Source organism: Kaistella jeonii (assembly GCF_000812865.1).
Lineage (GTDB): Bacteria > Bacteroidota > Bacteroidia > Flavobacteriales > Weeksellaceae > Kaistella > Kaistella jeonii.
In genome coordinates this window covers 27227-49337 of the sequence record NZ_JSYL01000014.1, presented here as the reverse complement: position 1 = coordinate 49337, position 22111 = coordinate 27227, and the positions used below count along the sequence as shown (strand labels likewise).

At 34.5% G+C, this 22111-nt stretch carries 22 protein-coding genes and 1 pseudogene; 16 read left to right on the top strand and 7 right to left on the bottom strand.

The window, feature by feature from the left end:
* The first annotated feature begins 89 nt into the window (after positions 1-89).
* The 3 genes from OA86_RS13820 (at position 90) to OA86_RS13810 (ending at position 2014) form a co-directional block, all read left to right on the top strand.
* Positions 90-1238 (top strand): acyl-CoA dehydrogenase, encoded by a 1149-nt coding sequence (locus tag OA86_RS13820; protein ID WP_039354433.1) that lies wholly within the window; start codon positions 90-92, stop codon positions 1236-1238.
* A 15-nt stretch (positions 1239-1253) separates the two neighbouring features.
* Positions 1254-1619: a hypothetical protein gene (locus OA86_RS13815; RefSeq protein ID WP_039354431.1), complete on the top strand. Its 366-nt coding sequence runs from the start codon at positions 1254-1256 to the stop codon at positions 1617-1619.
* Between the two features lie 140 nt (positions 1620-1759).
* Complete coding sequence (locus tag OA86_RS13810) at positions 1760-2014, top strand: hypothetical protein (RefSeq protein ID WP_039354429.1); 255 nt, start codon at positions 1760-1762, stop codon at positions 2012-2014.
* Positions 2015-2038: 24 nt separating this feature from the next.
* Here the strand turns inward: OA86_RS13810 and OA86_RS13805 are convergent, their stop codons facing one another.
* Entirely contained in the window at positions 2039-3187 is a 1149-nt protein-coding gene (locus OA86_RS13805; protein ID WP_039354426.1) for a DUF4349 domain-containing protein, read from the bottom strand.
* A gap of 336 nt (positions 3188-3523) precedes the next feature.
* The gene (locus tag OA86_RS13800; protein ID WP_039354424.1) at positions 3524-5119 is read right to left on the bottom strand and encodes a peptide chain release factor 3; all 1596 of its coding nucleotides are present in this window, start codon (positions 5117-5119) and stop codon (positions 3524-3526) included.
* A gap of 144 nt (positions 5120-5263) precedes the next feature.
* On the opposite strand from OA86_RS13800, the gene OA86_RS13795 reads away from it, so the two are divergent.
* The 5 genes from OA86_RS13795 to pheS all read left to right on the top strand — a co-directional run bounded on the left by OA86_RS13795 (position 5264) and on the right by pheS (position 8664).
* Entirely contained in the window at positions 5264-5497 is a 234-nt protein-coding gene (locus OA86_RS13795) for a hypothetical protein (protein ID WP_039354422.1), read from the top strand.
* The gene (locus OA86_RS13790) at positions 5484-5810 is read left to right on the top strand and encodes a type II toxin-antitoxin system PemK/MazF family toxin (protein WP_039354421.1); all 327 of its coding nucleotides are present in this window, start codon (positions 5484-5486) and stop codon (positions 5808-5810) included. Before OA86_RS13795 ends, OA86_RS13790 begins: the two co-directional genes overlap by 14 nt.
* 4 nt (positions 5811-5814) lie before the next feature.
* Complete coding sequence (locus OA86_RS13785; protein WP_052257538.1) at positions 5815-6648, top strand: CPBP family intramembrane glutamic endopeptidase; 834 nt, start codon at positions 5815-5817, stop codon at positions 6646-6648.
* Positions 6649-6732: 84 nt separating this feature from the next.
* Positions 6733-7308, top strand: a complete 576-nt coding sequence (gene rdgB, locus OA86_RS13780; protein WP_039354417.1) for an RdgB/HAM1 family non-canonical purine NTP pyrophosphatase — start codon at positions 6733-6735, stop codon at positions 7306-7308.
* 345 nt (positions 7309-7653) lie between these two features.
* Positions 7654-8664: a phenylalanine--tRNA ligase subunit alpha gene (gene pheS / locus OA86_RS13775; RefSeq protein ID WP_039354415.1), complete on the top strand. Its 1011-nt coding sequence runs from the start codon at positions 7654-7656 to the stop codon at positions 8662-8664.
* A 98-nt stretch (positions 8665-8762) separates the two neighbouring features.
* Here pheS and OA86_RS13770 read toward each other — a convergent pair whose 3' ends face one another.
* Together OA86_RS13770 and OA86_RS13765 are read right to left on the bottom strand one after the other, a co-directional pair.
* Positions 8763-11186: a DUF5916 domain-containing protein gene (locus tag OA86_RS13770; RefSeq protein ID WP_039354413.1), complete on the bottom strand. Its 2424-nt coding sequence runs from the start codon at positions 11184-11186 to the stop codon at positions 8763-8765.
* Between the two features lie 109 nt (positions 11187-11295).
* A complete protein-coding gene (locus OA86_RS13765; protein ID WP_039354411.1) occupies positions 11296-12057 on the bottom strand; it encodes a DUF3108 domain-containing protein in 762 nt (253 codons plus the stop codon).
* Positions 12058-12202: 145 nt separating this feature from the next.
* On the opposite strand from OA86_RS13765, the gene OA86_RS13760 reads away from it, so the two are divergent.
* Positions 12203-13255: an NAD(P)/FAD-dependent oxidoreductase gene (locus tag OA86_RS13760; protein WP_039354410.1), complete on the top strand. Its 1053-nt coding sequence runs from the start codon at positions 12203-12205 to the stop codon at positions 13253-13255.
* Positions 13256-13302: 47 nt separating this feature from the next.
* Positions 13303-13635, top strand: a complete 333-nt coding sequence (locus OA86_RS13755) for a 2Fe-2S iron-sulfur cluster-binding protein (protein WP_039354408.1) — start codon at positions 13303-13305, stop codon at positions 13633-13635.
* A gap of 112 nt (positions 13636-13747) precedes the next feature.
* Here OA86_RS13755 and OA86_RS13750 read toward each other — a convergent pair.
* Positions 13748-14186: pseudogene (locus OA86_RS13750) on the bottom strand (DUF4256 domain-containing protein).
* A gap of 253 nt (positions 14187-14439) precedes the next feature.
* On the opposite strand from OA86_RS13750, the gene OA86_RS13745 reads away from it, so the two are divergent.
* A complete protein-coding gene (locus OA86_RS13745) occupies positions 14440-15459 on the top strand; it encodes an SDR family NAD(P)-dependent oxidoreductase (RefSeq protein ID WP_052257537.1) in 1020 nt (339 codons plus the stop codon).
* 97 nt (positions 15460-15556) lie between these two features.
* On the opposite strand, the gene OA86_RS13740 is transcribed toward OA86_RS13745, so the two are convergent.
* Positions 15557-16999 (bottom strand): aminoacyl-histidine dipeptidase, encoded by a 1443-nt coding sequence (locus tag OA86_RS13740; RefSeq protein WP_039354406.1) that lies wholly within the window; start codon positions 16997-16999, stop codon positions 15557-15559.
* A 161-nt stretch (positions 17000-17160) separates the two neighbouring features.
* On the bottom strand, positions 17161-17766 hold the full coding sequence (locus OA86_RS13735) for an LURP-one-related/scramblase family protein (RefSeq protein ID WP_039354405.1): 606 nt from the start codon (positions 17764-17766) through the stop codon (positions 17161-17163).
* A gap of 111 nt (positions 17767-17877) precedes the next feature.
* On the opposite strand from OA86_RS13735, the gene recR reads away from it, so the two are divergent.
* From recR to OA86_RS13710, 5 genes are read left to right on the top strand one after another with little or no spacing between them, the layout of a single operon-like run.
* Entirely contained in the window at positions 17878-18489 is a 612-nt protein-coding gene (recR, locus tag OA86_RS13730) for a recombination mediator RecR (RefSeq protein WP_039354404.1), read from the top strand.
* A 57-nt stretch (positions 18490-18546) separates the two neighbouring features.
* Complete coding sequence (locus tag OA86_RS13725; protein ID WP_039354403.1) at positions 18547-19338, top strand: glycosyltransferase family 2 protein; 792 nt, start codon at positions 18547-18549, stop codon at positions 19336-19338.
* A complete protein-coding gene (locus OA86_RS13720) occupies positions 19335-19895 on the top strand; it encodes an acyltransferase (protein WP_039354402.1) in 561 nt (186 codons plus the stop codon). Before OA86_RS13725 ends, OA86_RS13720 begins: the two co-directional genes overlap by 4 nt.
* Positions 19892-21028 (top strand): NAD-dependent epimerase/dehydratase family protein, encoded by a 1137-nt coding sequence (locus tag OA86_RS13715; protein ID WP_039354458.1) that lies wholly within the window; start codon positions 19892-19894, stop codon positions 21026-21028. Before OA86_RS13720 ends, OA86_RS13715 begins: the two co-directional genes overlap by 4 nt.
* The gene (locus tag OA86_RS13710) at positions 21025-22056 is read left to right on the top strand and encodes a WaaS/CpsH family glycosyltransferase (protein WP_039354401.1); all 1032 of its coding nucleotides are present in this window, start codon (positions 21025-21027) and stop codon (positions 22054-22056) included. The genes OA86_RS13715 and OA86_RS13710 overlap by 4 nt, the downstream gene beginning before the upstream one ends.
* The last annotated feature ends 55 nt before the right edge of the window (positions 22057-22111 follow it).

Below are 22111 nucleotides of genomic sequence, written 5' to 3'. Positions count from 1 at the left end.
AATTTTAAGAAATATTCATAGACTTGCATAATTAAATTTTTCACCTTTGAGAAATTATGTAAATTTACAGACAACATATAAACTTTTTTATGAATTTTAATTTATCAGAAGAACAGTTGATGATTCAGCAAGCTGCAAGAGATTTTGCTCAAACTGAACTTTTACCTGGAGTTATAGAAAGAGACAACCAACAGAGATTTCCGCATGAGCAAGTAAAGAAAATGGGACAATTGGGTTTCCTCGGTATGATGGTAGATCCAAAATACGGCGGCGCCGGAATGGACAGTATTTCTTATGTTTTGGCAATTGAAGAAATTGCAAAAGTAGATGCTTCTGCAGCAGTCGTAATGTCGGTAAATAATTCTTTGGTTTGCGCAGGAATGGAAAAATTCTGTAATGAAGAACAAAAATTGAAGTATCTGCAACCACTTGCAAGTGGGGAAGTGATCGGTGCTTTTGCATTGTCTGAACCAGAAGCTGGCTCTGATGCCACTTCTCAGCAAACGACTGCTGTAGATATGGGTGATTATTATTTGCTCAACGGTACCAAAAACTGGATCACCAATGGTGGAAATGCTACTTATTATATCGTCATCGCACAAACTGATCCAGAGAAAAAGCATAAAGGAATCAACGCTTTTATCGTCGAAAAAGGTTGGGAAGGTTTTGCGATCGGACCTAAAGAAGACAAACTCGGAATTAGAGGAAGCGACACGCATTCTTTATTATTTACGGATGTGAAAGTGCCAAAAGAAAACAGAATCGGTGAAGACGGATTCGGATTTAATTTCGCAATGGCTGTTTTAAATGGTGGTAGAATCGGGATTGCTTCTCAAGCTTTGGGAATTGCATCAGGAGCTTACGAATTGTCTTTAAAATATGCTCAGGTAAGAAAAGCTTTCAAAACGGAGATCATCAATCACCAGGCGATTGCTTTTAAACTAGCAGATATGGCGACGTCGATCATGGCGGCGAGAATGTTGTGTTATAAAGCTGCAGTGGAAAAAGATGAAGGAAAAGACATCTCTGAAATCGGTGCAATGGCAAAATTATATGCCTCTCAAGTTGCGATGGATGTTTCGATTGAAGCAGTTCAAATTCACGGTGGTTATGGTTATGTAAAGGAATATCACGTAGAAAGAATGATGCGTGATGCAAAAATTACACAGATCTACGAAGGGACTTCTGAGATTCAGAAAATTGTAATTTCCCGTAGTATTGTTAAAAATTCTAAGTAATAAAATAAACTTCCTATGAAATATTTTTGGGTGATTCTGGTTGCAATTCTGCTTTTATTGAGTGGATTTACGTGGTATAAATATTACTTCGTTTTCGGTGAAGGTGTAAAATCCGGAGTGCTGAATTATGCCGTAAAAAAAGGCAACGTTTTCAAAACGTACGAAGGAAAACTTATTCAGCAAGGTTTTGGAGCCAATTCAAAAACGGGAAGTTTAACGAGTTATGAATTCGAATTTTCTATAGAAGATGAAGCCATATTTAAAGAATTAGAAGTAAACAACGGTAAAACGTTTGATCTGCATTACAAAGAATACCACGGCGTTCTTCCTTGGAGGGGAAATACGAATTATGTCGTAGATAAAGTCGTGAATATGAAATAACGATAAAATAATTGGCTTGGAAACACCAGTAACTCTAAAATACGCTGTTGCAAGTGACAAATAAAAAACAGTAAAAATATTCATTTGAAATAAAAAGAAAATCCTTTCAACTATTTGAAAGGATTTCTTATTTTTAGGCCATGAAAGAATTGATATTAAAAAGAGAGCGTATTTTCCATTTCCTGTCTTTGGGACTCGTTGCAGTTTCTCTGTTTCTAAAAGATCCGTTTCAAAAAATGAGTCTTTTGGTTCTTGGGATTTTAGGTTTGCTGCTTTTATCAGTGTTGAAAAAACAAAAGATTTTAATCATCATTTACGTCGTTTTACTGATCTCTGCTGGAATTTTTTTCTACTACATGACCGGCGGAAAGGTAACTTTACCCAAAGCTTTATAATTTCATATTTTTATATATTTCGACTTATTCCTTTGGCAAATATTTGGAATAATCGGTGGGTTCATCAGTTTTGACTTCTTCAGTTTCAGACTGATTTTCTATCGTTTTTTCTTTATTAAAGGTTTCTGATTGAGCAACATTTTTACCATTATTAAAAACTTTTTCAGCTGCTCTTCTTTTATTTCTACGGATGAAGTACCAAACTAATCCTGCAATGATAAAGAGTGGCCAAAAAGGAAGAATGGCAATCATCACCGTTCCTAAAACTTTAAAGCCATCCATAAAAGCATTTGATGATTTCGATCCAAAGGAATCTGGGGTTTTTGCAGACTCATCTTTATTGAAAGTGTTTCCGCCCAGTTTTTCATTTTGAACCAACGTAATTTCAACATCGCACATTTGTTGGGAAACATAATCGATTCCTTCAGATTCTACTTCTTTTGTTTTTAAATTTCCAATCTGTGAAGAAACGTTTCTGACCAATTGATCGAAATTTTGAAGCGGCACTTTTACCGTTACATATGCTCTTTGAAACCCTTCTTTCTGAATGAGATTTTCAGTCACCAAATCTGCATTATTTTCCCGAATTTTCTGCTGTAAAAGAGATTTTGCAGTTTGAAGATCTTCGACCTCAATTTCAATTTTCGCAGTTTTCACCAACGGATTTTTTTCTACAATCGGTGGAATGACTGTATTATTTTGATCCTGTGATTTTGCATTGTTATTTTGGGAAGGATTTGACGGTGGAGTTTGTCTTTTCATTTGGTTCAAAATTTTATCGGCCGTTCTCGTCAAAACTTTAATCGCGCTTTCACCTTTATTCAAAGCGTCGTTTGCGGAATCGAGTGTTTTTACGACTTCGGTTCCAACCACGACATGTTTCGTTATTTTTTCAATTTCTTTATTAATAGAATCGATTTTCCATCCACCAGATTTGATGGTACTGTCGATCGATTTTTTCTGTCTTTGAATTTCAGGGATGATGACTCTATTAGCAATTCCATCAGAATCGGTAATTGTTTTCGAAATGGAATCTAAAGTTTTGTAACCATTATTCGCCTTCGTGAAAAGACTGTCGGCATGTTTGATGGAATCTGTGGTTTGTTGAATGGTACTTTTATCACAGGAAATTATAGCCGCTGAAATAAAGAGACCTAAAAATATTTTCTTCATTATAATTTTAAATTTTTACAATCGGGTAGAATCAAATAGCATTCCCTAAAAAAGAAAAAAAGACTCTTAAATCAATTAAGAGTCTCTATATCTGTTTTTTGCAAATCAATTTACAAGAATTTTACAAGTCAAAACTTCGAACCACAAAAGTCACAAAAGACAATCGGTATAAAACTATTTTAATTTCACAAAAATGGAATGTAATTTAAGAGTCCTACGCAAGATTTAATTACTTAAATCTAATGTGAACCATTAGAAAGAATTTAAATTACCAAATAACTACTGTGTCAAAAATGCATCAAAAAACCTTTATACCTTTTTGTGTTTCAAACAAAACTAATCCTTTTTAAATTCACTAATGAAATGCAGCTTCACATTCGGGAATTTCTCCTGCGTCATGTGAATCGTGAACGAAGAATCCGCTAAAAATACAGGTTGTCCGTATTTATCTTTCGCCATAAATCTTTGTTTCAATCTCGCAAATTCTTTGAATTCATCAGACTTTTCATCCGCCTCAATCCAACACGCTTTATGAATAGAAAGTGCTTCGTAATTACATTTCGCACCATATTCATGTTCCAAACGGTACTGAATAACTTCATACTGAAGCGCTCCAACGGTTCCGATAATTTTTCGGTTATTCATGTCGAGCGTAAATAATTGCGCTACACCTTCATCCATCAATTGATCGATTCCTTTCGCAAGCTGTTTCGCTTTCAATGGATCATCGTTATTAATATATCGGAAATGTTCCGGAGAAAAACTCGGTACACCTTTGAAGGAGATTTTTTCGCCAGCTGTCAAAGTATCACCAATTCTGAAATTTCCTGTGTCATGTAATCCCACAATATCTCCGGGAAAACTTTCGTCCACGATTTCTTTCTTGTCCGCGAAGAATGCGTTAGGAGAAGAAAACTTCATCTTTTTATTATCTCTAACCAATAAATAATTTTCATTTCTCTTAAAGGTTCCGGATACGATTTTCACGAAAGCCAATCTGTCACGATGTTTCGGATCCATGTTGGCGTGAATTTTAAAAATAAATCCGGTGAAATCTTTTTCTTCGGGTTTTACAATTCTGGTCTCACTCTCTTTCGGTTGAGGTTTTGGTGCGATTTCAATGAACGCATCCAAGAGTTCGCGAACTCCAAAATTATTCAGAGCAGAACCAAAGAAAACGGGTTGCAGATCACCATTTAAATAATCTTCCCGATTAAACGGGGGATAAACTGATTGTACCAGCTCGAGTTCTTCTCTTAATTCTGCAGCAGCTTTTTCGCCGATGATCTCATCAATTTTAGGATCAGTGATGTCATCAAACTTAATGGCTTCACCAACTTTCTGTTTTTTGTCTTCTAAGAATAGCTGAATATTATTTTCCCAGATATTATAAATTCCCTGAAAATCACTTCCCATTCCAATCGGCAAAGAAAGCGGAACCACGGTTAAACCTAATTTTTGTTCTACTTCATCCAACAGATCAAATGCATCTTTTCCTTCACGGTCTAATTTATTAATGAAAACCAGCATCGGAATATTCCGCATTCGGCAAACTTTCACAAGTTTTTCCGTTTGTTCTTCGACTCCTTTTGCTACGTCGATCACAACGATCACAGAATCAACGGCAGTTAAAGTTCGGTAAGTGTCTTCCGCGAAATCCTTGTGACCGGGAGTATCGAGGATATTTATTTTATGATTTTTATATTCGAAAGCCAAAACTGAAGTCGCCACAGAAATCCCTCTCTGTCTTTCGATCTCCATAAAATCGGAAGTTGCTCCTTTTTTAATTTTGTTCGATTTTACCGCACCTGCTTCCTGAATCGCCCCCCCAAAAAGAAGCAACTTTTCTGTAAGCGTAGTTTTTCCGGCATCGGGATGCGAGATAATTCCGAAGGTTTTTCTTCTTTCTATTTCTTTGAGGAGTTCTGACATAATAAATTTTGAGACTGCAAAAATCGTTTATTTTTATCGAAAATGAAAATGCACATCAACTTTGCCTCTATTGAAGCAGGAGTAAAACTCTTTATATTTTGACTTGGTGGTGAAAAAAATTATCTTTGTTTAAAATTTAAGGCAATGGAAAGAGTGAGCTTTATCGAAAAAACAATCAAGATCATTAATCAACTTCCCGAAAATAAGGTAGAAGAGATTTCTGATTTTGCTGCTTTTATTTTGAAAAAATATGAAGAAAGCTTATTGAAAGATAATATTGCTGAGCTTATTGAACAAAGTAAATCGTATGATTTTTTGAGAGAAGACGAAGTGATATATTCGATTTCTGATGTTAGATTAAAATATGGAAATGAATAAAGGAGATATTGTTTTAATTCCTTTTCCATTTACCGATTTGTCGGGCAATAAGTTACGTCCTGCTGTAATTTTATTCTCAAAAGAATCCGATATAATGGTTTGTTTTATTACTTCAAACATGAAATGGCGGGATTTTTCGGATATTGAAATAAAAAAAACCGAAGCTAACGGGCTTAAAGTAGATTCAGTTTTAAAGGTTTCAAAAATTGCAACACTAGATAAATACTTATTGGTGGGAAAATTAGGGATTTTAAATTCTTCTGAAATCGCCGAAATGAATAAAATCTTGGAAAATTTGCTTAAATTAAAATAAATTGATGGATCAAAATTCTCTTAAAAAAAATTATATTTTCAATTGGCAAGGCGCTCTCGCTTTAATTGGCGGAATGATTGTCGGCAGTTCAATTGTCGCCATCGCAAATGTGATCTCTATTTTCGCCTTTAATGAAAATCTGCAGTACAAAGATTTTTATTTATTAATTGCCAATGCGGCGGGATTTTTGGGAGCTATTTTCGCTTTTGATTATTTTATTGCAAGACCACAAACAGGTAGGAAATTAAATTTTAATTTTTCTCCGACCAATTTAATGACTTACCTTTTGATCTTTCCGATGATGTTTGGAATGATGATGATCGGCGAATTTATTACGGCTCAAATTCCTGTTAAAGGACCTGTCTTCGGGAATTATTACGAGTACTTTTCTAAATTAATGGATCAAATGACAAATGATCATGCAACTTTAATTGTACTCGCCGTCATCATGGCGCCGATTTTTGAAGAGATCGTTTTTCGTGGAATTATCCAGAAAGGTTTAATGAATAAAGGCGTAAAACCTTGGAAAGCAATTGCAATCTCAGCGCTCGTTTTTGGATTGGTTCATGGAAATCCTTGGCAATTTGTAGGAGCGGTTTTGCTCGGTTCAGTTTTAGGACTGGTTTATTACAAAACAAAATCTTTGCTTTTATCAATGCTTTTGCATGCTTTTAATAATTTAGTTTCTTCAATTCTCATCTTTTACGGAAAAACGGAAAGTTTTGCAGAAACGTTTCATGTTTCAGAATATCTCATTCTAGGCTTCGGAATTATTTTATTCAGTGTTTTTTATTACCTCTTTATGAAAAAATATCGCGTTCATTATTCTGAAAATTAATTCACTTTGTCAAAGTTAAAATCTTTGACAAAGTTTAAAAAGGAAATTGTTGTAATTTCATCCATCATCCATCATCCATCATCCATGCAAAAAGAAATCCTCATCGCCACTCACAATCAGCACAAAAAAGAAGAAATTCAGCAGATTTTAGGCGATCACTATAAAGTCACTTCTTTAACCGATTACAATATTCACGACGAAATTGTAGAAGACGGATTGAGCTTTCATGAAAATGCGCTTATTAAAGCAAAATATTGTTTCGAGAAAACTGGAAAAGCAAGTCTTGGTGATGATTCCGGTTTGGTTGTCGAAGGTTTAGATGGAAGACCCGGAATTTATTCCGCGCGTTATGCAGGAGATCACGATTTTGCGAAAAATATGGCTAAAGTTCTGGAAGAATTAAAAGGTCAGGAAAATCGAAAAGCTTATTTCGTAACCGTGATGTGTTTGGTTGATGAAAGTGGAACCAATTATTTTGAAGGACGGATTTACGGTAATTTAACGCAGGAAATTCGAGGAGAGAAAGGTTTTGGTTACGATCCTATTTTTATTCCAGAGAACTATGAAATTACTTTTGCTGAAATGAAAGCCGAAGAGAAGAATAAAATCAGCCATAGAAAACAGGTGATTGAAAAGTTTTTGAATTTTATGGAGAATTAGTCATCTTAAAAATGAACCACAAAGGCACAAATTTTTTAAAATATTATCGTTGAAACTTTAAAGATTCAACCATTAAGTTTGATGAAGAATTAAGAATATTAAGATTTCCTTCGGAATCACTAATGTGCACTTTCCAAATCAATAAAAAACTCATGTGACTTATGTGTTAAAAAAATACAGCAACGCTTTTGTGACTTTGAAGTTGAAAAAAAATGTAGTGTAAGATTTTTGCGGTTTAATTAGATATACTTATTGTATTACTATTCTTTAAAATAAATTTAGTTATTCTGCACTAAAATTTTTTAGAGGAAAAATCGTATTTTTGCAATCTATTATAATTTAAAGATGTTAGAAAAGATTGAGGAATTATTGATTGAAGTAGGAAATTTCAGTACGATAAGTAAGGATGAAATCGAACAGTTCCGAATAAAATTCAGTGGTAAAAAAGGTTTGATCAACGATATTTTGGCACAGTTCAAAGAAGTTCCGAACGAACAGAAAAAAGAATTTGGCCAAAAAATCAATATGCTGAAGCAAGCAGTTGAAACAAAGCTGGAAGATCTAAAAGGAGCGACAACTTCTAAAATCATTCTGGAAAAAGAAGATTTAACAAGACCAGGATTTCCTTCCGAACTAGGAACGCGCCATCCAATTAATTTGGTACGAAATAGAATTACAGAGATTTTTAAATCCATCGGTTTTGCAGTTGCAGACGGACCAGAAATTGAGGACGACTGGCATAATTTTACAGCGCTGAATCTACCTGAGTACCATCCAGCAAGAGATATGCAGGACACTTTTTTTATCGAAACTGCTCCGGATATTTTGTTGAGAACGCATACCTCTTCCGTTCAAATCCGATATATGGAAGAAAATGAACCTCCAATTAGAATTTTATCTCCGGGAAGAGTTTTCCGAAATGAAGCTATTTCTTCGCGTTCACACTGCATTTTTCATCAAATCGAAGGTTTATATATAGACGAAAATGTAAGTTTTGCCGATCTCAAACAAACGATTCAGTTTTTCACCACCGAACTTTTCGGAAAATCAAAAATCAGATTGAGACCTTCGTATTTTCCTTTCACAGAACCTTCTGCGGAAGTTGATGTTTACTGGGGTTTGAACTCTGAAACCGATTACCGAATTACAAAGGGAACAGGTTGGTTAGAAATTATGGGTTGCGGAATGGTGGATCCTGCGGTTTTAAAAAACGTCAATATCGACGCCGATAAATATTCAGGTTATGCTTTTGGAATGGGAATCGAAAGAATCGTAATGTTGCTGTATCAAATGAGCGACATTCGAATGTTCTTTGAAAATGATAAGAGAATGTTGGAGCAGTTTAAGAGCCTTTAATTCAATAAAAATTAAAGATTCTATCTGAATCCTTTTAAGATAAATAGAAAAGCTTCCGAAATATTACGGAAGCTTTTTTTTATTAATAACTGAGGAATTTAGCTCTTCTTCTTGAACCAGTTTTTCGCCTGGTTATAATCGATGTAATAAGTAACTTTTAAACTGACCGTATTGTTCATCGGCTCATCAAACAGATTACTGAAATTATTTTTGAAATTAATTTTTGAATAGTTCAGATAGTTTTGCGCGGCATTTTGATAGAGTAGCGTCAACTGACTTCCGGGCGCAAACCACCACGAATAGCGCAGATCAACATTCCAGGAATTGTAAGTTTGGTTGCTTTTTGAAAAATTATTGGTTGGTGAAACACTTCCGTCATCTTGTAAAGTTCCGAAACTTTTGTAATTCACTTCCGTGTAATAATGTCTCAAATTAAAACTAAGTGCCATTTTATTGTTGATCGTGTACTGAGAACCGATCTCATTGATCACGGTATTTCGATTTCGATTTCCGATGTAGATATTGGTGGCATCTTTTCCTGCAAAACCTTGGTCCTGGTTACTGATATTATAAGTTACAGCGTAACTCACAGAATAATGGTCGGAAACCCGGTATTTTAGTGCAATTTCATTATCAAATTGATTTCTTCCAGTCTGATCAAAAGCGTAATAATCTAAACTCAAATTATAAGTAAATTTTTTACGGTTGTCCGAATTGAAATTAATCCATGGATTTACATAAGAAGGAATGGCTAAATATTTTCCGAAAACACGTGGTTCATACAAGTCGTTTTGTCCATTTGGAGTAATTTCTAAACCACCACCGTAGTTTCGGAACTTTTTATCTTGAAAATTAAAGTTTAAATTAACTTTAAAATTTTTAAATAAATCCGTATCTAATCTTCTTGCGTAATCTAAATTTATATTCAGATTAATATTATTGAAATTTTTGGTAGGTTGCAAAAGGCCATAGTGGTAATTTGCGTTGTAATGAATTTTATTTGTTTCACCGGTGTAGCCCAGATCATCGATGTTATAATTTTTCGTGATCGCTTCGAAACCTATTTCATAATTGCTTTTTCCGAATATTTTTTTGACTCCGCCATTAATGTTGGTGCCAAAATTACCAGTGCCATCTTTCACATAACTGCCGCGGAAACCTCCATAGAGATTGTATTTGTTTTTCTTATCGGTCAGATCTGCCAGTAACGCAGTTGCATTTGCATCTCTAAAATTTCCGGCTCTGGTTACATTCGTGTTGATCAAAGAGACTGAAGAATTTCCATTAAATCGCTGATCAAAAACCAAAACATTATAATTTGCTAAAGGTTCGATGGTTTCAAAACGGGTTTGTCCTGTAATATCATTTTTAATTTCTACGTCAGTTTTCTTCGTAACGCCGTTGAAGAAGCCGATTCCCAAACCTTTATTGGTTCGTCCGGAAATTTTGGTGGCGTTTAGTAATTTTACTTTCTGAATGGTTCCTACCAAAGATTCATTTTCTCCGATGTTAGGTTCTCTGGAAGGATAATCTCCAACTCGGCGTGAATAAAATAAGTTGCCTTTGCTGAATAATTCTGTGCCTTCTGTAAAAAAGGAGCGCTTCTCTGAAAACTGCTGTTCGAAGGGTCCTAAATTTAAAATATTATCATCAAAAGCAGTTTGACCAAAATCTGGAATTAAAGTCGTGTCCAAAGTAAAAGCATCGTTAATACCGTACTTAACGTCCATTCCACCATTTATACTGGTTGTTGTTTTGCTGTCGAAATTATTGATGTAAGTAGAAAAATAAGGTAGGAAGGAAAGTCTAGTCGGAGGTTTTATATTTTCAATTCCTTTTAAAACTCCGTCGTACAGATTAAAAGAACCTTTTTTGTTATCGATGAAATTCCACGTCGTTTTTATTTTAGTTCTTCTGATTATTCTCACAAAATTAAGTCCCCATTCCTGAATATCTTTTTTCGGAAAACGTAATTCTGAATAGGGAATTTTCATTTCCACGGTCCAGCCTTCGTTGTCGATTTTTGCTGCGCTGTACCAAACTGCACTCCAGTTGGAATCTTCGCCATAATCGTTGGTCATTTTTGCATCAAACTGAACGCCATTTGGCAAGACCATAAATTCTAAACTTTGCTGTTTATCATTATAACCGTTTAAGACAACATCAAAAAAATCATCATTTCCGACATTATCGCGCTCCACCAATTCTTTTGCGATTTTGTCAGGTTCCGGATCGTACATTTTTGCACCAAAATAAACTCCGGTATCGTCGTACAATATTTTTACTTCCGTTCTAAATTCAGGTGATTCCGCTTTACCATTTTGTGGTTGTAATTCTACAAAGTTTTTAGCAGGTGCTGCATTTTTCCAAACTTCTTCATCTAAAATCCCATCTATTTTTGGAGGCGTTGTGATCTTTTGAGCGGTAACAGTTTTACGAACGATAGAGTCTTTCTCAATTTTTTGCGAGAAATGCAGTCCGTAAATGAAGAGGGTTAAGGTCGCTAATAATCGGGATTTCATGAAGTTATTTGTTTTCTTAGAAATAAGACAACTATTTAGCACACTTTGTTACATCAAAATAAAAAAAATCGACCGAAGCCGATTTATATAATGATTGTTGAAATTTTATTTAAAAGTTCAGCGGATATTTTACGTTTTTGTAAGAGTCTAAACTGGCTTTTAAAGAACCAACAGCCAACTCTGCTTTCACAGCAATTGGAATTAGATTTCTATCGTTGCTCACCCAAAGCGTAACGCCTTCTTTATCTTTAAAAACACGACCGCTAATTACTTGCGGTACAATTTTTAAACAATTGATCGTTCCAAATTTTGTAGTAACATTTTCTGATCCAACCACTTTTAACTGGAAAGGGAAGAGTTCGTCATCGATCCACACATTCAGTTTCTTTACACTTCCAACTTTTAATTCATCCGGACTCAAACCTCTTAAATAATAAAAAGCCGAGATCATATCCTGAACATCTTTTACCGTTTTTATAACTCTGGAATTGTTTTTCTCTTTATCGGTTAAGATCAGCGTATTATTATCGTGGTTAAAAACCGTTTCAAAATGCTGCGTATAACCGCCTTCCTGCACATTACGAACATAAAAACTTGGTAATCCTGTATTATAATTGATGAAACTTTCGTAGTTGTCTTCTACTTTAAAGAAAGCGCGAACCGCACCGGTTGTTCTTCCGTAGCCTTTAACGTAAAAGTGAGGTTTTCCCTGATAGGTAGTTTTCAACGTGGTCAAGGAGGCAGTTCCTGCATTTAGAAACCCATAATGAATTCTATAATTTAAAACTTCGCCGGATTGAATGTTGTTGAGTTTTTGAGAGTGTCCCAAGACGAAAAACAGTACGATAAATAAACTAAAAATCTTTTTCATGGCATTGACTTTGCAAAAATTTTGCCACAAATATAAAACATTGAATTCAATGGGATTTAAAATGATATTTGTCAGTATTATGCAATCCGCCGTTCTTTTATTTTTCTTAAATTTGTGCAACTAATTTTCTAAATAAAATCATCGAATGATTACAACGGATATATTGATAATAGGAGCCGGACCAACGGGACTTTTTGCAGTTTTTGAAGCAGGTTTACTCAAAATGAAATGCCACTTGATCGACGCACTTCCTCAAACTGGTGGACAACTGACCGAATTGTATCCTAAAAAACCTATTTTCGATATTCCAGGTTTTCCTTCCATCAATGCGGGAGAATTGGTGAATAACTTAATGGAACAAATTAAGCAGTTTCAGCCAGGTTTTACCTTAGGTGAAACCGCCCAAACTTTGACTAAGCTGGAAGACGGAACTTTTGAAGTGATCACCAATAAAGGAACGGTTCATCATGCAAAAGCAGTCGCAATTGCAGGTGGTTTAGGAACTTTTGAGCCAAGAAAACCAGCGATTGAAAATATTGCAGATTACGAAGAAAAAGGCGTTGAATATTTCATCAAAGAGCCGGAGCATTTTAGAAATAAAAAAGTAGTGATTGCCGGTGGTGGCGATTCTGCCTTGGACTGGAGCATTTTTCTTGCAGAAATTGCAAGTGAAGTTACTTTGATTCACCGAAGAAATGAATTTCGTGGCGCTTTAGATTCTGTTGAAAAAGTTCAGGCTTTAAAAGATCAGGGAAAAATTAAGATGATGACGCCCGCTGAAGTAACAGGAATTAAAGGCGAGGGAAAATTATCCGCCATTACCATCGAAAAAGATGGCGAAACTTTTGATCTGGAAACCGATTATTTTATTCCGCTTTTTGGACTTACTCCAAAATTGGGTGATCTGGCAAATTGGGGTCTCGAAATTCAAAAAAATGCAATCGTGGTGAACAATGCTCTGGATTACCAAACAAATATTCCGGGGGTTTACGCGATCGGTGATATCAATACTTATCCGGGAAAACTGAAACTGATTTTATGCGGTTTCCACGAAGCAACTTTGATGTGTCAAAGTGTTTATAATATGTTGAATCCGGGAAAAAAGTATGTCCTGAAATATACAACGGTAAGTGGCGTTGATGGTTTCGACGGGAGCCGAAAAGAAGCTGAAAAATCAGTCGTTAAAAAGATTGATTAATTTTTTTATACTTAAGTAAAATTTAAAAAGAGCCTAGAATATAAGCAATGCAGGATATTAAACTAAAAATTACCGACCGGAACGGAGATACGCATGAAATCATGGCGCCGACTGATATGTCGATGAATTTGATGGAAGTTATTCGATCCTATGAATTGGCGGAGGAAGGAACGATCGGCGTTTGTGGTGGTATGGCGATGTGCGCTTCCTGTCAGGTTTATGTTGTAGAAGGTTCTGAAAAATTACAGGAAATGGGCGACGAAGAAGATGCAATGCTTTCTGAAGCTTTTCATGTTGAAAAAAATTCTCGTTTAGGTTGCCAGATTCATATTACCAAAGAAATCGATGGTCTGGAAGTTGTGGTTGCGCCGTATCCTTAAATTTTAAGAGCTAAGTAAGAAGATAAAAGAGCCAATTGAGCAAATATTATAAATAAAAAATATAAATCCTGAATTTTTCAGGATTTTTTTTTGGGACTTGAAGTTTGAAAAATTAAACTTTTAAAACTCCGCGGAAACCTCTTCCTCGGTAATATGATTCGGCACCATTGTGATAAATGAAAATGGTATCAAAGCGAAAATCTGCGAAAATAGCACCTCCTAATTTTCTGATATTTTCTGGTGTTTTTAGCCAACTCGAAGTTTTCGTATCAAAGTTTCCGAGCGTTTGTAGATAACGATATTCCTCTTCTGTCACAATTTCTATTTCCATTGATTTTGCAGATTCGACAGCATTATTCTTTGATTTATTTTCTTTTTGGAGTTTCCACAGCGCAATCATAGAAGTGATATTCTCCCGGTTTTTCATCAAATTTGATCACATCTGCTTCACCGCCACTCTCTTCCATTTGTCTTAATGATTCTAACTTTTCAGGATTTTTTTCTAATTTAATTAGAATTTCTTCCCATTTCATATCTTCATGTCGATTCATATTAGATTCGAAACGCTCTTTTAATATTTGAGAAGATCGCTATCATTATGATTTGAAACCATTGTTTTTAAGTTTAAATTTTTTCGAATTGTAAAAGACGGTAAATTTCTATTCTTTAAATTAGAATATTTTTTTAAATGAGATCAGATTTAGTGATAAAATCCTTTAACCCAATAAAGTTTCTAAATAAAATCCTGCTTTAAAGCGAATTGCATAATAATTGATAGCATATAGAAGAATCAAAATAAATAAAATGGATAAAATACAGCAACAAGAAAGAACATTTAAAGTACTCTCCGGAAAAACAGTCGTCATTACGGGCGGAACAAGCGGAGTAGGAAGAGCGGCTGCTGAAGCTTTTGCTTTGGAAGGTTGCAATGTCGTGATAGGCGCTCGAGGACAAAAAGGACTTGATGAAACGGTTTCACTTTGCCATGATTTAGGCGCAGTTGCGTTGGGTGTACAAACTGATGTTTCGAATATGGAAGAAGTGAAAAACCTTGCAGAAAGAGCTTTACAGTTTAATGGAAGAATTGATTTCTGGGTCAATAATGCCGGAGTCATGGCAAGTGGAAAATTTGAAGATATTCCGGAAGAGACTTTAGATCAGGTTGTGAAAACAAATCTACTGGGTTATCTTCATGGTTCTTACGCAGTGCTGCCGATTTTTAAGAGACAGAAAGAAGGTGTTTTAATCAACAATGTTTCTATCGGCGGTTGGATGCCTGCTCCTTATTCCACCGTTTATTCGAGTACAAAATTTGGAATCAGAGGAATGGTAGAAGGATTGCAGGGTGAAGTTTCCGATGAACCGAATATCCATATCGTAGGATTGTATCCAGGAATTCAGCGTTCAACGGGAAATATGCATTCCGCAAAATATTCTGGACTTGATTTTAAAATCCTACCTTTTTCTTCAGATCCACGAGAATTGGCAGCGCAAATGGTTGAAGCAGCAAAAAATCCAAAGAAAAGTGTGATTACCGATGGTTACGCGCAAGTGATGAAAGTTTTATACGGATTATTTCCAAGAGCAATTATCAACACGGCTTCAGCTGCGATGAGGTTGGTCATGAAAAAAAATGCAGAATCCGATACCGATGGAAATGTAAAATATCCGTCAGAATCTCCCATGAGAATTTATGGTGAACTGGCAATTCCCGTTCCTTCAAAAAGAACCCAAACAGTGATGATGATGGTTCTGGGAGTTGGACTCGGCTTTTTATTCACAGCATCATCAAAGAAAAAAGATAAAAAGAAAATTGCTAAATAAGCGTATTCGAAATTTTATAATTCTTAATAGTTACTATTAAAAAAATATCCAAAAAACAATTTTGCTTTTTGGATATTTTATTTTTCCTATTTAAATTTTACTTCACGGGAATATCTGCTAAAATCTCTTTCAAAAATCCCCAGAATTTCTGAACGGAAGCAATATTTGCTCTTTCATCAGGTGAATGGGCGCCACGAATTGTAGGACCGAAACTCACCATTTCCATTTCAGGATAATTTGCTCCGATAATTCCACATTCTAAACCCGCGTGACAAGCTACAACCATTGGTTTTTCACCGAAATCTTTTTCGTAGATCTTCTCCATTAATTTCACGATCTCTGAACCTGGTTTCGGTTTCCAGCCTGGATAAGATCCGGTGAATTCTACGTTCATTCCTGCTAATTCAAAAACAGATTTTAGCTGTTCTGCAACTGCAGATTTTGTAGAATCTACAGACGAACGGGAAAGATTCATAATCTTCAGCTCACCATTTTTTAATTCTACGCGTGCAACATTATTTGAAGTTTCAACCAAATCTGCGACATCGGGTGACATTCTATAAACACCGTTGTGCGCTGACTTCAAGGCTAAAATTATTTTTTTAGAATCTGCTTCAGAGATTGCTTTTTCAGGTGTTGAAAAAGTTTCTATATTTATTTGAAGATCTTTTTCAATATCAGCAAATTCTTCCAGAATTGAAGCTTTCAAACTGTTTGCTCCATCAATAAATTCTACTGAATTTCTCACAGATAAAACTGCGTTTCCTTCTCTCGGAATCGCATTTCTCAAACCACCTCCATCAATTGAGATCAGCTGAATATTTTGGTTGTAAAGTCCGGTATACAAAAGTCTCCCTAGAATTACATTTGCATTTCCGAAACCTTTGTGAATATCCATTCCAGAATGGCCACCTTGTAAACCTTTTACAGTAATTTTAACAATTTGACCTTTAGAATCTTCGAGATCATATTTTTGAGAAGCCGTCACATCAATTCCTCCTGCGCAACCGATATCGATTTCATCGTCCTCTTCTGTATCTAAATTTAATAGTATTTGTCCGTGAAGTTGGCCTGGTTTTAAACCCATTGCTCCCGTCATGCCGGTTTCTTCATCGATGGTGAAAAGTGCTTCCAGATCTGGATGTGCAAGATCATTACTTTCTAAAATACTCATAATCGAAGCAACACCAATTCCGTTGTCTGCTCCCAAAGTAGTGCCTTTTGCTTTTACCCAATCGCCGTCAACTTCCATTTGAATTCCCTGCGTTTCAAAATCAAATTCAATATCACTGTTTTTCTGACAAACCATATCGAGGTGCGATTGCAAAACGATGGCTTTTCGATCTTCCATTCCTTTGGTTGCAGGTTTTTTGATGATGACATTTCCGACTTCATCTACGGTCGTTTCCAATCCGAGATTTTCACCAAATTTTTTAATAAATTCAATTACTTTTTCTTCTTTTTTTGAAGGTCTTGGAACTGAATTCAATGCGGAGAAATTCTTCCAGATCAGTTGAGGTTCCAATTGTGATAATTCCATTTTTTGATATATTTATTTCAAATTTACAAATAAAAAAACGCTCTCGAAAAATTCAAAAGCGTAAATTATTAATTTTAATAGTATTTAACAGCCTTATTTTGGAAGTAAGAAAATATTTTTTAACATTTACATCATCCATCATTCATCATTCATCATCCATGCTAACCTCTGGCTCTTTCTAACAGCACCATCATCAAAAAACTCAAAACAACCAAGGATTCGTCTTCATCTGGAATGTCGATTAGTCGGTCGAGTTGAAATCTTCTTCCTATCAATGAAGGCATTTTCTTTAATCTGAAAAATTCTTTTCCAGAATTGTCTTTTACTGTGTAAGAAGGATTCAGAAAATATCCTGTAAACATTCCCACAATAGGAATTTCTCCAACAAAACCGTCCAAAACTTTTATCCAGCCATTGTCTTCATTAATTTGATATTTCAACTGATCGTTTTCATCTAAAATATTGTATTGTGATTTCCAGAAAGAGCGCATTCCTTTTCTGGCGAGTCTTCCAAAGTTTTTTCCATTCACTAAATCGGTCATGGAAAAAGAAGCATTGAAATCGATCCACTGATTGGCTTTGATCCGAAACAATTCCTGTGATTTGCTTTCATCATTAAAAATGATAACATCATCTTTCAGTTTGAAAATTTTCTGTCTCACGTACGCGACATAATTTCCGTTTTTGTCGGTAATATTAAAATCGCTGGAAAGAGTGGTTATTTTAAATTTAAAATCGAGTGGATAATTGAGGTTTTTAAGTATCATTTTTTTAGTTTTTTCAAAGGTAATTTTTTTTAGTGAATTTCTTTTGAGGAAATTTTTAGATTAACGGTTAACCAAATTTATAAATTGACCCTAAAATATTATCTTTGCGAAATGGATTATCCGAGTAAAGTTTTGGGCAAAGCAGTAGAAGAAATTTCAGGACTTCCCGGAATTGGTAAAAAATCAGCATTGAGGTTGGCTTTGCATTTATTGAAGCAGCCTCAAAGTCAAGCAATTGCTTTAGGTGATTCTTTAAAAAAATTGGTTACCGAAATTAAATATTGCAAAGACTGCCACAATTTTTCAGATTCAGAAATTTGCGATATTTGTGCAAATCCGAAAAGGAATGAAGAGATTTTGTGTGTCGTAGAAGATGTTCGAGATGTGATGGCAATTGAAAATACAGGAAAATTTCGTGGGAAATATTTGGTTTTAGGTGGTAAGATTTCACCTATGGAAGGAATTGGTCCCAATCAGTTAAATATTTCATCTATCGAAAGAAAATTGGAAAATAAAGAAATTAAAGAACTTATTTTCGCTCTCAGTGCTACAATGGAGGGCGATACCACCGCTTATTATATCTATCGAAAATTCAAAAATTTTGAAGTTAATTTTTCCACAATTGCACGTGGAATTTCAGTTGGTGATGAATTGGAATACGCGGATGAAATTTCTCTCGGTCGCTCAATTCAGAACAGATTGCCTTATAATGAAAAGGATTAAATTTAAAAGGAATTTCTTATTTTAGCAATTGGTTAAAAATATAAAGATTCAAAAAGCGTGATTTCTGTAATAATTCCAGTTTATAATGCCGAAAAGAGCATCGAAAATTCTTTAATTTCCATAAAAAATCAAACTTGGAAAGGAGTTTTTGAAATTATTTTAGTGAATGATGGTTCTACTGATGGAAGTAAAAGTATCATTGAAAATTACCAAAAAAAAAATCCTGACCAAAATATTATTCTAATTAATCAGGAAAATGGCGGTGTTTCGAAAGCGAGAAATATAGCTTTGAAAATTGCAAAAGGCGAATATATTGCGTTTTTAGATTCTGATGATGAGTGGTTTCCTGAGAAAACAGAAAAGCAAATAAGTTTTTTGGAAGATAAAAATTTAGATATCGATTTTATTACTTCCTTATGGAACGACGAAAATATATTGTTTCCTTACAAACTCCTCCCACAAAATAAACTTGTTAAAATTACTTTAAAAAAGTTGTTATTTAAAATTACCGGACAAACTTCAACAGCAATTTTTAAAAGGAAAATTTTAGAAAACACAGGCTTTTTTGATGATAATCAGAAATATTCGGAGGATGCAAATTACTGGATGAGAATTTCTGAGAAAAATAAAATGTGCCTTTTAGCAGAGAAATTAGTAATTGCAGGAGATGGTAAAAAACCCTTCGGAATTTCAGGTCTTTCCGCTAATTTAAAAGAAATGGAAAAAGGAATTCAGAAAAATATCCTGGAAATGTATCAAGCAAAAAGAATTAATCTCCCAGAATATCTGTTTTATTTTGTAATTTCAAAACTGAAATATGCAGTACGGCCTTTAAGAGCAAAATTATGATCGAAAAAATGTTTTGGGGATTAAGAGCACTTTTATACGCGCCATTTTTTGGCAAATTTGGGATGCCTTCTTATCTGGGAAAACCTATTTTTTTAAAGGGAATTCGCAATGTATTTATTGGTAATAAAGTTCGGATTCTTCCGCATCTTCGCATGGAAACTCAAGATGGAGGAACGATTCATATTCAAGATAATGTCGTGATCTCTCAAAATGTTCACATTACTTCAGCGGGGAATTTGACGATAGGAAAAAATTCGCTTATTTTAGGTAATGTTTTTATCACCAATATCGACCACGATTACACAGAAGTTGGCGTTCATGTTCTAAAACAAAAAATTACAGTGAAAGAAACCCGAATTGGCGAAAACTGTTTTATTGGAATGGGAGCAGCAATTATGGCAGGAACAATTTTAGGTAAACAGTGTGTTGTTGGTGCGAATTCTGTTGTGCGAGGAACCTTCCCGGATTATTGTGTTATTGTGGGTTCGCCTGCAAAGATTATAAAAAAGTTTAATTCAGAAACCCAAATTTGGGAAAAAATAACGGAGCAAAATTGAAAAATATATTAATCACAGGAGGAGCCGGTTTTATCGGAAGCAATCTAGCTTTGAAACTAATTCATAAAGGATATTCTGTGACCGTTTTAGATCTTCTTTCGGAACAGATTCATGGTAAAAATCCTGAGGAAAATTCATCTTTATTTTTAAGTATTACAGGGAAAGTAAATTTCATAAAAGGCAATATCACAAATCGAATTGATGTAGAAAAATCGATCGAAGGTCAAGATGTAATTATTCATTTAGCTGCTGAAACTGGAACAGGACAATCCATGTATCAAATCGAAAAGTACAGCCAAGTCAATGTTTCCGGCACTGCTTTGCTTCTGGATATTTTGGTGAACAAAAAAAATGTAGTTAAGAAATTTATATTAGCTTCTTCCCGAGCAGTTTATGGCGAAGGAAAATATGAAAATATACTTTCAGAAATTGCTTATCCCGAAGAGCGAAATGTTGAATTAATGCAGAAGGGAATTTTTGAAATGACCAATGAAAAAGGGAATTTTCTTAAACCACTTCCGACCGATGAAAATTCAAAACTTCACCCAACCTCGTTCTACGGAATTACCAAACTTCAGCAGGAAGAAATTGTAAAACATGTCTGCAAATCGATTGGAATTGATTTTGTAATTCTGCGTTACCAGAACGTTTACGGAGTTGGACAATCACTTTTGAATCCTTATACTGGAATTTTATCAATATTCTCTGCTCAAATTTTAAGTGGAAAAAACATTAATATTTTTGAAGACGGATTGCCTACAAGAGATTTTATCAACATTGAAGATACGGTAGAAGCGACGGTTCGAAGTTTGGAAATGGAAAGTGCGAATAACCAAATTATCAATGTGGGAACCGGAACTGCTACTTCTGTTTTGTCTATTGCTGCGCTTTTGGTGGAAAAATATGGAAAAGAAACTGAAGTCAAAGTTTCCGCGGATTTTCGACTAGGAGATATCCGACATAATTTTGCAGATCTTTCCAAAATGAAAGAATATTTAAATTTCGAACCAAAAGTAAATTTAAAGCAGGGAATTGAAGCATTTACTAATTGGGTTTTACAACAACCACTTCAAGACAATAATTTCGATGAATCTCTGGAGGAAATGAAGCAAAAAGGCTTTTTGAAATCATGAATTTAGCTGGCAAAAGAATATTATTTTTATCTGCCAATTTTTTTGGTTACGAAAAAGCGATTGTCAAAAAACTCACGGAATTAGGAGCAGAAGTTGATTTTTACAACGAAAGACCTTCAAATTCTATTTTTTCTAAAGGTATAATTCGGGTCAAAAGTGATCTTTATCGAAGAGTAATTAACCGATATTACCAAAGGATTTTCAAGGAAATAGCGTCTAAAAAATATGATTTTTTTCTTTTAATTAAAGGAGAAACAATTCCTTTTCTTTTTTTGGAAAAATTTAGAGAAAGAAATCCAACTGCAAAAATGATATTCTATTCCTATGACAGCACAGTAGAATATCCAAAATTTATTAAATTATATTCTTACTTTGATTTAAATTTCACTTTCGAACCAAAAGACGCCATCAATTATGATCTTCATTTTCGACCGCTCTTTTTTTTGAAAGAATATAGTTTTATAGAACAATCTGGAGCACGAAAATATGATATTGCTTTTGTCGGAAGTGCTCATACAGATCGATATTTAATTGGTGAAATAGTAAGGGAACTGATTGGAAAATTAAACTTGAAATCCTATTTTTATTATTACGCTCCCGGAAAAACTGCATTTGCATTAAAGAAAATTTTTGATAAAACTCTAAAACATTTTGACTTTAAAAAATTGAGTTTTAAAAAATTAACGCATTTAGAAATTGCTGAGATTTATAAGAATTCATTTGCAGTTCTGGATATTAATAAACCGTTTCAGTTTGGTTTAACCATGCGAACTTTCGAAGCTTTGGCTTCCGGAAAAAAATTATTGACCACCAATCCTGATATTAAAAATTATCCTTTTTATTCGGAAGAAAATATTCATATCCTCAATAGAGATGAAATTACAATCGAAAATCTTTTTTTTCAAACTCCGTTTCAGAAAATTGATCTAGAAATTCTTGAAAAAATGTCGCTCGACAGCTGGATTTCTTGTTTATTTTTTGAGCAACAAGATGACTTTTGGCTAGTTTCAGACTGGAAATTCGTATAGGTTCATAAAAAAACGGCTTAGAAAATTTCTAAGCCGTTCAGTGTTTTTTATTTAA

Coding starts and splice junctions, on each gene's coding strand:
- OA86_RS13820 (WP_039354433.1), top strand. CDS start 90: ATGAATTTTAATTTATCAGAAGAACAGTTGATGATTCAGCAAGCTGCA.
- OA86_RS13795 (WP_039354422.1), top strand. CDS start 5,264: ATGGAAAGAGTGAGCTTTATCGAAAAAACAATCAAGATCATTAATCAA.
- OA86_RS13720 (WP_039354402.1), top strand. CDS start 19,335: ATGATCGAAAAAATGTTTTGGGGATTAAGAGCACTTTTATACGCGCCA.
- OA86_RS13735 (WP_039354405.1), bottom strand. CDS start 17,766: ATGATACTTAAAAACCTCAATTATCCACTCGATTTTAAATTTAAAATA.
- OA86_RS13790 (WP_039354421.1), top strand. CDS start 5,484: ATGGAAATGAATAAAGGAGATATTGTTTTAATTCCTTTTCCATTTACC.
- OA86_RS13765 (WP_039354411.1), bottom strand. CDS start 12,057: ATGAAAAAGATTTTTAGTTTATTTATCGTACTGTTTTTCGTCTTGGGA.
- pheS (WP_039354415.1), top strand. CDS start 7,654: ATGTTAGAAAAGATTGAGGAATTATTGATTGAAGTAGGAAATTTCAGT.
- OA86_RS13800 (WP_039354424.1), bottom strand. CDS start 5,119: ATGTCAGAACTCCTCAAAGAAATAGAAAGAAGAAAAACCTTCGGAATT.
- OA86_RS13810 (WP_039354429.1), top strand. CDS start 1,760: ATGAAAGAATTGATATTAAAAAGAGAGCGTATTTTCCATTTCCTGTCT.
- OA86_RS13815 (WP_039354431.1), top strand. CDS start 1,254: ATGAAATATTTTTGGGTGATTCTGGTTGCAATTCTGCTTTTATTGAGT.
- OA86_RS13745 (WP_052257537.1), top strand. CDS start 14,440: ATGGATAAAATACAGCAACAAGAAAGAACATTTAAAGTACTCTCCGGA.
- OA86_RS13770 (WP_039354413.1), bottom strand. CDS start 11,186: ATGAAATCCCGATTATTAGCGACCTTAACCCTCTTCATTTACGGACTG.
- OA86_RS13760 (WP_039354410.1), top strand. CDS start 12,203: ATGATTACAACGGATATATTGATAATAGGAGCCGGACCAACGGGACTT.
- OA86_RS13710 (WP_039354401.1), top strand. CDS start 21,025: ATGAATTTAGCTGGCAAAAGAATATTATTTTTATCTGCCAATTTTTTT.
- OA86_RS13785 (WP_052257538.1), top strand. CDS start 5,815: ATGGATCAAAATTCTCTTAAAAAAAATTATATTTTCAATTGGCAAGGC.
- OA86_RS13755 (WP_039354408.1), top strand. CDS start 13,303: ATGCAGGATATTAAACTAAAAATTACCGACCGGAACGGAGATACGCAT.
- OA86_RS13805 (WP_039354426.1), bottom strand. CDS start 3,187: ATGAAGAAAATATTTTTAGGTCTCTTTATTTCAGCGGCTATAATTTCC.
- rdgB (WP_039354417.1), top strand. CDS start 6,733: ATGCAAAAAGAAATCCTCATCGCCACTCACAATCAGCACAAAAAAGAA.
- recR (WP_039354404.1), top strand. CDS start 17,878: ATGGATTATCCGAGTAAAGTTTTGGGCAAAGCAGTAGAAGAAATTTCA.
- OA86_RS13740 (WP_039354406.1), bottom strand. CDS start 16,999: ATGGAATTATCACAATTGGAACCTCAACTGATCTGGAAGAATTTCTCC.